7 protein-coding genes are annotated in these 13194 nt (G+C 67.3%); 2 read left to right on the forward strand and 5 right to left on the reverse strand.

The genetic code is table 11. The annotated features are described in order from the left end of the window. Window positions 1-371: 371 nt before the first annotated feature. Window positions 372-3866 (forward strand): DNA-directed RNA polymerase subunit beta, encoded by a 3495-nt coding sequence (gene rpoB, locus LY13_RS08865; protein ID WP_253827814.1) that lies wholly within the window; start codon window positions 372-374, stop codon window positions 3864-3866. A 115-nt stretch (window positions 3867-3981) separates the two neighbouring features. Then, the gene (locus LY13_RS08870) at window positions 3982-7893 is read left to right on the forward strand and encodes a DNA-directed RNA polymerase subunit beta' (RefSeq protein ID WP_253827816.1); all 3912 of its coding nucleotides are present in this window, start codon (window positions 3982-3984) and stop codon (window positions 7891-7893) included. A 275-nt stretch (window positions 7894-8168) separates the two neighbouring features. Here LY13_RS08870 and LY13_RS08875 read toward each other — a convergent pair whose 3' ends face one another. The 5 genes from LY13_RS08875 to LY13_RS08895 all read right to left on the reverse strand — a co-directional run bounded on the left by LY13_RS08875 (window position 8169) and on the right by LY13_RS08895 (window position 13190). Next, window positions 8169-9620 (reverse strand): hypothetical protein, encoded by a 1452-nt coding sequence (locus tag LY13_RS08875; protein ID WP_253827818.1) that lies wholly within the window; start codon window positions 9618-9620, stop codon window positions 8169-8171. A 3-nt stretch (window positions 9621-9623) separates the two neighbouring features. Then, window positions 9624-10736, reverse strand: coding sequence for a hypothetical protein (locus LY13_RS08880; protein WP_253827820.1), 1113 nt, complete (start codon window positions 10734-10736; stop codon window positions 9624-9626). Window positions 10737-10738: 2 nt separating this feature from the next. Continuing rightward, a complete protein-coding gene (locus LY13_RS08885) occupies window positions 10739-11059 on the reverse strand; it encodes an ESX-1 secretion-associated protein (RefSeq protein ID WP_253827822.1) in 321 nt (106 codons plus the stop codon). Window positions 11060-11328: 269 nt separating this feature from the next. Beyond that, window positions 11329-11913 carry a YbaB/EbfC family nucleoid-associated protein gene (locus LY13_RS08890; RefSeq protein WP_253827824.1) on the reverse strand — a complete coding sequence of 195 codons (585 nt, stop codon included), beginning with the start codon at window positions 11911-11913 and terminating at the stop codon, window positions 11329-11331. 125 nt (window positions 11914-12038) lie between these two features. After that, the gene (locus LY13_RS08895; protein ID WP_253827826.1) at window positions 12039-13190 is read right to left on the reverse strand and encodes a hypothetical protein; all 1152 of its coding nucleotides are present in this window, start codon (window positions 13188-13190) and stop codon (window positions 12039-12041) included. Window positions 13191-13194: the final 4 nt, after the last annotated feature.

A 13194-nucleotide genomic window follows, 5' to 3' on the forward strand; every position in this document is an offset into this window, starting at 1 on the left:
GCGGCCCGGCTGCCACACCGGTGGCCGGGCTGTCCAGAGCCGGGCGTACGTGATCTATTTCGTACTCCTCCGCCCGGCGCATCCGGCGTGTGAATGCTTGACTCAGCGCTCACGGGGGTTCACGCTTACAGGCAATGGCGAGCCTTGCGGGAGGCGAGCCGGAGACGAGCGAACGAGGCTGGGCCCCACGTCTTGGGCGTGCCCCCTCGACAAGCCGCCGTCTTCGGGGCTAGACTGCTCCTTTGCGCTGCCCACTTTCATGCTGCCCATTCGTGGTAGCTAGGATGGTCGGCACTACCGCACCCTTGACAGTTCGTGTTGCTCGTCGCTACGCGGCTGCTCAACCGCTTATGTCCCCGGAAGGACGCATCTTGGCAGTCTCTCCCGCGAATCAGGCCACTGCTGCGACCACCTCGACGCGCTCGTCAACGGGAATTCCAGGAGCACCGAAGCGGGTCTCATTCGCGAAGATCCGTGAACCGCTGGCTACTCCTGACCTGCTCGACGTGCAGATCCGGTCTTTCGAATGGTTCACCGGTTCCGAGGCATGGTTCGAACGCGCCGTCAACGACGGCGAGGAGAACCCGCTCGGTGGCCTCGCAGAAGTTCTGGGCGAGATCTCGCCCATCGAGGACTTCTCCGGTTCGATGTCCCTCTCCTTCTCCGACCCGCGCTTCGACGAGGTGAAGGCCTCGGTCGAGGAGTGCAAGGACAAGGACATGACGTACGCGGCGCCGCTGTTCGTCACCGCCGAGTTCGTCAACAACAACACCGGCGAGATCAAGAGCCAGACGGTCTTCATGGGCGACTTCCCCGTGATGACCGACAAGGGCACGTTCATCATCAACGGCACCGAGCGTGTCGTCGTCTCGCAGCTCGTCCGGTCGCCCGGCGTCTACTTCGACCAGGCGATCGACAAGTCGACGGACAAGGACGTCTTCAGCGTCAAGATCATTCCGAGCCGTGGTGCGTGGCTCGAGTTCGACGTCGACAAGCGCGACACCGTCGGTGTGCGCATCGACCGCAAGCGCCGCCAGCCGGTCACCGTCCTGCTGAAGGCCCTCGGCTGGACGACCGAGCAGATCCGCGAGCGTTTCTCGTTCTCCGAGACGCTGCTCGCGACGCTCGAGAAGGACTCGACGGCCGGCACCGACGAGGCGCTGCTCGACATCTACCGCAAGCTGCGCCCCGGTGAGCCGCCGACCAAGGAGAGCGCGCAGACGCTCCTGGAGAACCTGTTCTTCAAGGACAAGCGCTACGACCTCGCCAAGGTCGGCCGGTACAAGATCAACAAGAAGCTCGGCATCAACCTGCCGTACGAGACCGGCACGCTGACCGAGGAAGACATCGTCACGACCATCGAGTACCTCGTCCGCCTGCACGCGGGCGAGGAGACGATGCAGCCGGGCGAGACCGAGGTGCCCGTCGAGACCGACGACATCGACCACTTCGGCAACCGTCGCCTGCGCACGGTCGGCGAGCTGATCCAGAACCAGATCCGCGTGGGCCTGTCCCGCATGGAACGCGTGGTCCGCGAGCGGATGACCACCCAGGACGTCGAGGCCATCACGCCGCAGACGCTGATCAACATCCGCCCGGTCGTCGCCGCGATCCGCGAGTTCTTCGGTACCTCGCAGCTGTCGCAGTTCATGGACCAGAACAACCCGCTGTCGGGCCTGACCCACAAGCGCCGTCTCTCGGCGCTGGGCCCGGGCGGTCTGTCCCGTGAGCGCGCGGGCATGGACGTGCGAGACGTCCACCCCAGCCACTACGGCCGCATGTGCCCGATCGAGACCCCTGAGGGCCCGAACATCGGCCTGATCGGTTCGCTGTGCTCCTACGGGCGCGTCAACCCGTTCGGCTTCATCGAGACGCCGTACCGGAAGGTCGTCGACGGCCGGGTCACCGACGAGGTGCACTACCTGACCGCCGACGAGGAGGACCGTTACGTCAAGGCGCAGGCCAACGCGCCGCTGAACGAGGACGGCACGTTCGCCGAGGAAGGCGTCCTGGGTCGCCGTAAGGGTGGCGAGGTCGAGCTGATCGACCCGCAGGACATCGACTACATGGACGTGTCGCCGCGGCAGATGGTCTCCGTCGCGACCGGCATGATCCCGTTCCTCGAGCACGACGACGCCAACCGTGCGCTCATGGGCGCCAACATGCAGCGGCAGGCGGTGCCGCTGCTGCAGGCCTCGTCGCCGCTGGTCGGCACGGGTGTCGAGCTCACCGCTGCCGTCGACGCCGGTGACGTGGTCGTCGCCGAGCAGGCCGGCGTGGTCGAGGAACTGTCCGCGGACATGATCACCGTCATGCACGACGACGGGACGCGGAAGACCTACGGGCTCTACAAGTTCCGCCGCACCAACGCGGGCACGTGCTTCAACCACCGCCCGGTGGTCACCGAGGGCGACCGCGTCGAGCAGGGCCAGGTGCTGGCCGACGGCCCGTCCACCGAGGACGGCGAGATGGCGCTCGGCAAGAACCTGCTCGTGGCGGTCATGCCGTGGGAGGGCCACAACTACGAGGACGCCATCGTCATCTCGCAGCGGCTGGTCCAGGACGACGTGCTCACCTCGATCCACATCGAGGAGCACGAGATCGACGCCCGCGACACCAAGCTCGGTGCCGAGGAGATCACCCGGGACATCCCGAACGTCTCCGAGGACGTGCTGGCCGACCTCGACGAGCGCGGCATCATCCGCATCGGTGCCGAGGTCCGTGACGGCGACATCCTGGTCGGCAAGGTCACGCCGAAGGGCGAGACGGAGCTGACGCCGGAGGAGCGCCTGCTGCGCGCCATCTTCGGCGAGAAGGCCCGCGAGGTGCGCGACACCTCGCTGAAGGTGCCGCACGGCGAGACCGGCAAGGTCATCGGCATCCGCGTGTTCTCCCGCGAGGAGGACGACGAGCTGCCCCCGGGCGTCAACGAGCTCGTCCGCGTGTACGTGGCGAAGAAGTCGAAGGTCCAGGACGGCGACAAGCTCGCGGGCCGGCACGGCAACAAGGGCGTCGTCGGCAAGATCCTGCCGACCGAGGACATGCCGTTCCTCCCGGACGGCACCCCGGTCGACGTCGTGCTGAACACGCACGGTGTGCCGCGTCGTATGAACATCGGGCAGATCCTCGAACTGCACCTCGGCTGGCTGGCCTCACAGGGCTGGAAGGTCGAGGGCTCCCCGGAGTGGGCGCAGCAGCTGCCCGAGGACCTGCTGGACGTCGAGCCGGGCACCAACACCGCGACGCCGGTGTTCGACGGTGCGCGGGAGGCCGAGCTGATGGGCCTGCTGTCGTCGACCAAGCCGAACCGCGACGGCGAGCGCATGGTCGGCGAGGACGGCAAGGCCACGCTGCTGGACGGCCGTTCCGGCGAGCCGTACCCGTACCCGGTGGCCGTCGGCTACATGTACATGCTGAAGCTGCACCACATGGTGGACGACAAGATCCACGCGCGGTCGACGGGTCCGTACTCGATGATCACGCAGCAGCCGCTCGGTGGTAAGGCACAGTTCGGTGGCCAGCGCTTCGGTGAGATGGAGTGCTGGGCGATGCAGGCCTACGGCGCGGCGTACACGCTGCAGGAGCTGCTCACCATCAAGTCCGACGACGTGCTCGGCCGCGTGAAGGTCTACGAGGCCGTCGTCAAGGGCGAGAACATGCCGTCCCCGGGCATCCCGGAGTCCTTCAAGGTGTTGCTGAAGGAGCTCCAGTCGCTGTGCCTGAACGTCGAGGTGCTCTCCAGCGACGGTGCCGCCATCGAGATGCGCGACTCCGACGACGAGGACCTCGAGCGCGCCGCGGCGAACCTCGGCATCAACCTGTCCCGCAACGAGTCGCCGTCCGCCGACGAGATCGTCCAGGGTTAACGGCCCGCCATGGCCGCGGGGCGGTTCCATTGCGGATCCGCCCCGTGGCCGGCCAAAGGAAAGCCATGTGTCGTAACACTTTCTTCGTATTGCAACGTTCCGGAGGGGCGGACTAGTGCTGGACGTCAATTTCTTCGACGAGCTTCGAATCGGACTGGCCACCGCCGACGACATCCGCCAGTGGTCCTTCGGCGAGGTCAAGAAGCCCGAGACCATCAACTACCGCACCCTCAAGCCGGAGAAGGACGGGCTCTTCTGCGAGAAGATCTTCGGTCCGACCCGGGACTGGGAGTGCTACTGCGGCAAGTACAAGCGGGTGCGCTTCAAGGGCATCATCTGTGAGCGCTGCGGCGTCGAGGTGACCCGCGCCAAGGTGCGTCGTGAGCGCATGGGCCACATCGAGCTGGCCGCCCCGGTCACGCACATCTGGTACTTCAAGGGCGTTCCCTCCCGGCTGGGCTACCTGCTGGACCTGGCCCCGAAGGACCTCGAGAAGATCATCTACTTCGCCGCGTACGTGATCACGAGCGTGAACACGGAGCTGCGCCACAACGACATGCCGACGCTCGAGAGCGAGATCGGCGTGGAGCGCAAGAACATCGAGGCCAAGCGCGACTCCGACATCGAGGAGCGCGCGCAGAAGCTGGAAGCCGACCTGGCCGAGCTCGAGAACGAGGGCGCGAAGTCCGACGTCAAGCGCAAGGTCAAGGAGGGCGGCGAGCGTGAGATGCGCCAGCTCCGCGACAAGGCCCAGCGCGAGCTGGACCGACTCGAGGAGGTCTGGAACACCTTCACCAAGCTCGAGCCGCGGCAGCTGATCGTCGACGAGCTGCTCTACCGCGAGCTCGTCGACCGCTACGGCGAGTACTTCACCGGCGGCATGGGTGCCGAGGCCATCCAGAAGCTGGCCGAGGACTTCGACGTCGACGCCGAGGCCGAGGCGCTGCGGGAGGTCATCCGCGGCGGCAAGGGGCAGAAGAAGCTGCGTGCGCTCAAGCGGCTGAAGGTCGTCGCGGCCTTCCAGTCGACGGGCAACGACCCGCGCGGCATGGTGCTCGACGCCGTCCCGGTGATCCCGCCGGAGCTGCGCCCGATGGTGCAGCTCGACGGTGGCCGCTTCGCCACCTCGGACCTCAACGACCTGTACCGCCGGGTCATCAACCGCAACAACCGCCTCAAGCGACTGATCGACCTCGGCGCGCCCGAGATCATCGTCAACAACGAGAAGCGGATGCTGCAGGAGTCCGTCGACGCGCTGTTCGACAACGGCCGTCGCGGTCGCCCGGTGACCGGTCCCGGCAACCGGCCGCTGAAGTCGCTGTCCGACCTGCTCAAGGGCAAGCAGGGCCGGTTCCGGCAGAACCTGCTCGGTAAGCGTGTCGACTACTCGGGCCGTTCGGTCATCATCGTCGGCCCGCAGCTGAAGCTGCACCAGTGCGGTCTGCCGAAGGACATGGCGCTCGAGCTGTTCAAGCCGTTCGTCATGAAGCGGCTGGTGGACCTCAACCACGCGCAGAACATCAAGTCCGCCAAGCGGATGGTGGAGCGGTCGAAGCCGGCCGTGTGGGACGTGCTGGAAGAGGTCATCAGTGGTCACCCCGTGCTGCTGAACCGTGCTCCGACGCTGCACCGTCTCGGTATCCAGGCCTTCGAGCCGCAGCTGGTGGAAGGCAAGGCCATCCAGCTGCACCCGCTGGTCTGCGAGGCGTTCAACGCGGACTTCGACGGTGACCAGATGGCCGTGCACCTTCCGCTGTCCGCGGAGGCGCAGGCCGAGGCGCGCGTCCTGATGCTGTCGGCGAACAACATCCTGTCGCCCGCCTCCGGTCGTCCGCTGGCGATGCCGCGACTGGACATGGTCACGGGCCTGTTCCACCTCACCCGTCTCGACGAGAACGCGACCGGTGCGGGCAACGCGTACTCGTCCGAGGCCGAGGCGATCATGGCCTTCGACATGCAGCAGCTGAGCCTGCACGCGCCGATCAAGATCCGTGTGACGGACCGGCAGCCCTCCCGTGAGGACGAGCCGAAGCTGCGCGAGGCGGGCTGGGAGCCCGGTCAGTCGTGGCTGGCCGAGACGACGCTGGGCCGGGTCATGTTCAACGACCTGCTCCCCGCGGATTACCCGTTCGTCAACGAGCCGCTGGCGAAGAAGCGCCAGGGTGCGATCGTCAACGACCTCGCCGAGCGGTACTCCATGACGCAGGTGGCGCAGACCCTGGACCGGCTCAAGGACGCCGGCTTCCACTGGGCCACGCGCTCGGGCGTCACGGTCGCCATCTCCGACGTGCTCGTGCCGCCGGAGAAGAAGGACATCCTGGACGACTTCGAGTCGAAGGCCGCCCAGGTGGAGAAGCGCTACCAGCGTGGTCAGCTCTCGCACTCCGAGCGCAACAACGAGCTCGTCAAGGTGTGGGGCCAGGCGACGGAGGACGTCGCCAAGGTCATGGAGGACCACTTCCCGGACGACAACCCGATCTCGATGATCGTGAAGTCCGGTGCGGCGGGCAACATGACGCAGGTCCGGTCGCTGGCCGGTATGCGTGGTCTGGTGTCCAACCCGAAGGGTGAGTACATCCCGCGTCCGATCAAGGCCAACTTCCGTGAGGGCCTGTCGGTGGCGGAGTACTTCATCGCCACGCACGGTGCCCGTAAGGGTCTGGCCGACACGGCGCTCCGTACGGCCGACTCGGGTTACCTGACCCGGCGGCTGGTGGACGTCTCGCAGGACGTCATCGTCCGCGAGGTCGACTGCGGCACGAACCGCGGCATCAACATGGTCGTCGGTGAGGACCTCGGCGACGGCAGGATCGTCCGTGGGCAGAACGTCGAGACGAGCGCCTACGCGCGGAGCCTCGCCGCCGACGCGGTCGACTCCTCCGGCAACGTGGTGCTCAACGCGGGCGACGACCTCGGTGACCCGGCGATCGAGAAGCTGATCGCCAGCGGCATCACCAAGGTCAAGGTGCGCAGCGTGCTGACCTGTGAGTCGTCGGTCGGTGTGTGTGCGACCTGCTACGGCCGTTCGATGGCCACCGGCAAGCTGGTGGACGTCGGCGAGGCCGTCGGTATCGTCGCCGCCCAGTCGATCGGTGAGCCGGGTACGCAGCTGACGATGCGTACGTTCCACCAGGGTGGTGTCGCCGGTGACGACATCACGACCGGTCTGCCGCGTGTCACGGAGCTGTTCGAGGCCCGTGTCCCGAAGGGCAAGGCGCCGATCGCCGACGTCGACGGCCGGGTGCGCATCGAGGAGAGCGAGCGGTTCTGGAAGATCACGCTCGTGCCGGACGACGGCAGCGAGGAGATCGTCTTCGACAAGCTGTCGAAGCGGCAGCGTCTCGCCGTCGGCCCGAACGGCCCGCTCGCCGACGGCGACCACGTCGGTGTCGGCCAGCCGCTGCTCGAGGGCACGCCGGACCCGCACGAGGTGCTCCGTGTGATGGGCCCGCGCGAGGCGCAGATGCACCTCGTCGAGGAGGTCCAGAAGGTCTACCGGGCGCAGGGTGTGGGCATCCACGACAAGCACATCGAGGTCATCGTGCGGCAGATGCTGCGCCGCGTGACGATCATCGACTCGGGCGCCACCGAGTTCCTGCCGGGCGAGCTGCCGGAGCGCACGCGCTTCGAGCAGACCAACCGGCAGGCGGTCGCCGAGGGCGGCGAGCCGGCCTCGGGTCGTCCGGTGCTGATGGGTATCACGAAGGCCTCGCTGACCACGGATTCGTGGCTGTCGGCGGCGTCGTTCCAGGAGACCACGCGGGTCCTGACCGACGCGGCGATCAACGGCCGGAGCGATTCCCTGGTCGGCCTGAAGGAGAACGTGATCATCGGTAAGTTGATCCCGGCCGGTACGGGCATCAACAAGTACCGCAACATCCAGGTGCAGCCGACCGAGGAGGCCCGGGTCGCGGCGTACGCGATCCCGTCCTACGACGACGGCTACTACACGCCGGACGTGTTCGGTACGGGTACCGGTGCCGCGGTGCCGCTGGACGACTACGACTTCGGTCGCGACTTCCGGTAAGCAGTAACGGGAACGGCCCTCGGTCCACATCGGACCGAGGGCCGTTTTCGTGTTCGGGGGTGTTTCCGCTTCGTTGCCGCGGGGGTGGCCGACGCGGGAGTCGCCGGCGCGGGATTCACCGGCGCGTCGGGCGTGGCCGAGCGGTTCATGGCGACGCCAGGCCGGAGCGCGACGGCGCTGCTCGGCACCGGTGCGACGTTGTTGCAGGTAGGGAAGTGGCGCGGCGGCGGCCCGGGACGTGCCCGCACCGCCGCCGCGGAATCACACCGGTCGGCTCATTCCGGCCGCATCGACGGGTCGCCGGACGGCGGATCCTGCGCTGCGGCGGCGAGCTCCTTCCTTTCCGAACGGCCCAGCCATATCGGCACCGCGAGCAGGCCGTAGCAGACGAGGCCGATGAAGATGTAGAGGTACGGCTCCCACCAGTTGGTGTCGGTCGTCGGCTCGTCGTAGTGGAATCCGAGCCACTCGACCGGCAGTGGCGGGAGGTTCCCGTCGATCACGTCACCGACCTCGCCGCTGCTCACACCGACCTGGTGAGTCCGACCGTCGATCGTGTACTCGCCGACGAACTTCGAGGTAATGCTGCCTTGGCGACTGGAACGCCAGTCGGATTCACGGACGAGGTGCACCTCGATCTCTTCGGACAGTCCGGTCGCCATTCCGACTCCGTTGATCATGGCGACGCTGCCGTAGCCGAGAAGACCGAGCAGCAGAGCGATCGCGGCGATCACGATGCCGATGATGCCCAGGGTCGGGATCTCCTTGGACTTCTGTTCGTCGTCCTCGGCCGCCGACGGTGCCGGTTCGGCGATCAGATGGTTCTCGTTCTCGACCTGGGAATGCACGGGTGTCGCGTCGCCTGCCTGAGCGGGCGTCGCCCCGGCCACGGCCCCGGCGGGCGCCGCTCCGGGGATGCAGTCGAGGAGGCCGAGCATCGTGTTGACGGTCCGGGTGACTTCGAACGGGTCGATGCGACCGGGCGCCGTGGTGTACAGCAGGCCGGATTCGAACGTGTACACGCGGGGAAACATGCGTTGCCGGTTGAGCAGGCACGACGTCGCCTCGGTGTTCAGCATGCGCGCCGCCGCGGCGTGATCGCTGGTGAACGCAGCGAGGTAGCGGTTCGCAGGGGAGGCGATCGCGGCCTGCACCCAGTGACCCTGTCGCTGGGCCACGGTGACCGGGGGCTCGGTGACCAGCGAGCCGTCCTGGGGTGTGAACGGGCTGTCCGGATCGATCGCTCTGCCCGTGACGTCCGTGTCCGGCTGTTCGGTCAGCCGGAGCGGCGGCAGGTCCGTTGTGACGATGTCGATGCGGTGTTCGTACGAGGTGCTGATCTTGCTGGGGCCTGTGCTCCTCTGCCGTATCGATGCCTCGCTGATGCGCACCCGCCACGGACCGCGAGTGAACTCGACGGCCACCTCGAACCGCGGTTTGCGTCGCACGGCCAACCGGCGTGCCCCGCGGGTCTCCATCTCGAACGGCGGCCACAGTGCAGCCGACCAGGCGCCGGCCTCGTCGCGGGTCTGCACGGTGCCGCTCAGGGGCGTCGCCATCTCGCGGAGCGCGTCGAGGTGGGCCTTTTCCTCCTGCCGGTCTTTCCGGCTGGCGAGGTACTGGCCGCCGCCGAAAATGGCGGCGAGGCCGAGCAGCAGCGGCCACATGTCGAGCAGGACCGAGGAGCTGTCGAACCAATCCCCGATGCCTTCGAGTAGGGATTCCATGCCTCAGATGTCCAGGTGGTCTTCGGTCTCGCTCTTCGACTGGTCCTCGCCGGCCGCTTGGCCCTCACCCGCCCTGTTGAGTTGGTTGAGATTGCCGGCAAGCTTGCCCTGTCCGCCCTTCATGCCGACCTGTTGCAGCCCGGCGTCTCTGCCCGCTTCCCACATGGACCGGCCGAAACCGTCCTGCAGTCGTTCACCGACCAGGCCTTTGCCGCTCAGCAGTTTCTCCCGGGCGCCGGCGGTGCCGTCCTCGACCGCCAGATCGGCCAGGCCGCTGCGCATCCGCCTGTGGTCCATCGCCTGGCGAACGCCCTGGTTGAGGTTTCCCATGCGGGTCCGCATCCTGCGCAGGAAGTCCATGATTTTGCTCAGGACGTCCTTCAGCTTCTGCACCAGCCGGGACACCCGGCTGCCCGTGCTCGCCGCGCGGACCCCGGTGGCGGCTGAGGCCGCGGCGGTGGACCCGCCGAAGGTCGGCCCCGCACTCGCGAGGGCAGGGATCCAGATCATGATCAGCCAGGTGATGAGCTCGGTCAGGATGGCCTTGATGACCTCCTCGATGACCGTCATCACCATGCTGGACAACTGAAGAGTCTTGGCGAGCTCGCCCGCCTGACCGGCAACACCGTCGATGCCCTTGGCGAAGTCCGCAAGCTTGGTGCCTGCTGCCTCGGAGGCCTCGCCGCCCCAGTTCTGCAGTGACGAGTTGAGTTCCTCGCTGAACTTGCCGCTCAGCTCTTCGATGCCTTGGCCGATGGCGGTGAAGTTGTCGCCTGCTTGCTTCAGAGCGGGCCCGTCGCCGCTGACCATGTGGATGGCGTCCTGCAGTGGCTGGCAGATGGAGATGAGGAAGTCCAGGCCCTGTCCGACCAGCCAGCCGATGGGGTCCATGGCGATGTCGCCGGCAAGCCCCGTACAGGATGAAATGAAGCCCGTACCTTCGGAGAGCAGATCGCCGATCTCCGAATCGGTTGCGCCGTCGGTGAGATTGCCGCCCGCTTGGAAGGTCTTGACCGCGCCGCCGAGGACCGGAGCGGATTCCACCGCCGTCATGCCGATGTCCTTGTCGCCGGTCGTGATCTCGACGCCGCCGGCTTCGGTCTTCTCTTCGGCCATCGCTACTTGTCCCCGATCGTGATGTCGAACTTGTCCAGGAGCTCCTTCACCGCTCGTTCCTTCTCGCGGTAGCCCTTGGCCGCGCTGGCGAACTTGTCCTCACCGGACGCGAAACCCTCGTCGAGGCTCGTGAAGAGATCCTTGAGGTCGCCGAGCATTTCCTTGTATTGCTGAAGGACGAAAATGCCGACGATCCCCCAGGACTCGTCTCCCACGTCCGCCTTGTCGACGAGGCCGGAGATCTGGTTGGCGGTCTGCCGCTGACCGCCCAGTTTCCCGGCGTAGGTATCCAGTTCGTCCGCATTGACGTCGAAGCCGCTCATTGGCCCCCTCCTCGTTGTCGCCGTCGCGCGCGGCGCCTGCGGCGGCTCGGCGCGCGTCTGACAGGACATGATGCCGTTTCGCCCTCGGACGTGACACCGCACCGTGCGGATCCGCGGTGCAGACCTCGAACGTGTGGCGTCCGTCGACCGGGCGGCCACCGGAACCCGAGAAGGCGGCGCCCGCAGGGTGCGAGCGCCGCCTCGAACGTGACGGTGGATGCCGCCGGGAGCGGAGCCGCCGCGGCAGACGGGCCGCGGGTGGGCCTACCTCAGCGGTCGTCCTCGTTGAAGAGGTTCTTGAGGAAGTCGTCGCCCGCCGAACCGCCGCCCTGCGCGGGCGGGGGAGTGGGGCGGTCCTCCTCGGAGCCGTCGCCGAAGACGCTCTGGCGGGAGTAGTCCTCCTGGTACTCCTCCTCGACCGGAACGTCCCTGCGCACCGGCTGCTCCTCCGCCATGCGCTGCCGCAGCTCCTCGGCCGGGATGCCGAACGCCTCGGCCTGAGTCTCGATGACCTGCTCGGTGGCGTTGATGCCCATGTCGCCCATGTGGTTGTCGACGATGCCGGCCTGCTTGCGCGCGGCCTCGGCGACGGCCTCGGACAGGGTCGACTTGATGGCGGCGGCGAGTGCCTGCGGCGGCTGGTTCATCGCCTTGTCCGTGAGCTGCAGATCCTTGACCGCACCGCCCGGACCGGCGACCACGGTGACCGAACGGTCGGCGTTCGAGGCGGTCGCCTCGAGCTCGGACAGTTCGTTCTGCATGTCCTGAACGCCGGCCATCTGCTGGTCGACGTGTTTCATCTTCGACTGGAACTTCTCGAACTCCGCGACGAGCCGGTCGAACTCAGCTGACACGTTGCTTCTCCCTCGACGACAATCGGACGGCGGCTGCCGCCCATCCTCCCCGCTGCGCCGGGTGCGTGCGCGCACACCCGCTGCCACGCGTCGTCCGGCCCCGCGGTGGGAGGCCGAACGAGGCGTCACATGCGCAGGTTCTCCTCGGTCTCCTCGGCCGACGCGCCGTTGCCGGTGTTCGCACCGTCGGCGGCTTCCTTGAGACCACGCGTGTTGTCGGTGATCTTGCCGTAGTGGTCGGTGACGAGCTTGGTGGCCTGGAGCGGGTCGTCACCGACCGGTTTCGTCGGGTCGACGCCGATGGTCTCCTGCGCCAGCTTGCCCGCTCCCGCCTTGCCGGCTTCCGCGGCGATCTTGCCGATCTTGCCTGCGTTCGTGGTGATCTCGGCGAGCTCGTCGGCCTTCGTTCCAAGACTGTTCGGCTTGACGCCGAGGCGCTTACCCAGCTTGACCATCGTCGAGCCGAACTTCTGGAAGAACGCGAAGATGTCGTCGAGGATCTTGCCGAGCTTGCCCAGCTTCGAGGTCACCTTCGAGATCGTCGAGGCCGCCTTCGGGGCGGTGGCGGCACCGGCCGCCGCCGTCGAGGCACCCGCCGTCGGCACCGCGGCCGCGAGCGCGGGCACCCACAGTGCGATGAGCCAGCTGACGATCTCGGTGATGATGGCCTTGATGACCTCCTCGATGACCTTCATGAGCATCGAGGACAACTTCAGGATCTCCACGACGCCGCCCGCGCTCGTGGACACGCCGTCGATGCCCTTGGAGAAATCGGCGAGCGCGCTCTTGGCCGCGCCTGCCGCGTCGCCGTTCCAGTCGACGAGGGCCTCGTCGGCCACCCGGCGGAACTCGTTCGCGTAGTCGACGAGCCCGTCACCGATGCCCTGGAAGTCCTGTGCCGCCTTCTCGAGCGCCGGGCCGTCGCCGGTGACCATGTGCAGCGCGTCCTGCAGCGGCGTGATCAGGTTCAGCAGGAAGTCCAGGCCGTGACCCACGAGCCAGCCGACCGGGTCGAGCACCGCCGTCGCCGCTTCGGTGCCGCACTCGGCGATGAAGCCCGCCGTGTCGGTGGCGCAGTTGGCCCCGTGCAGCACGACGTCGGCCGCGTCCGGGTCGTCGGGAAGGCCCTGCCAGAAGTTGGTGACGGTGTCGACGCCCTTGATGGCGGTCTCGACACCCGGGGTGTTCTTGGCGACGCCCATGGCGTAGTCGCCGAACCCCGATTCCTTGTCCGCGTTCAGAGTGATGTCGCCCGCGACGTCGTTGACCTCGGTCATGGCT

The sequence above is a fragment of the Prauserella aidingensis genome (assembly GCF_024171865.1).
In the GTDB taxonomy this organism is placed as follows: domain Bacteria; phylum Actinomycetota; class Actinomycetes; order Mycobacteriales; family Pseudonocardiaceae; genus Prauserella; species Prauserella aidingensis.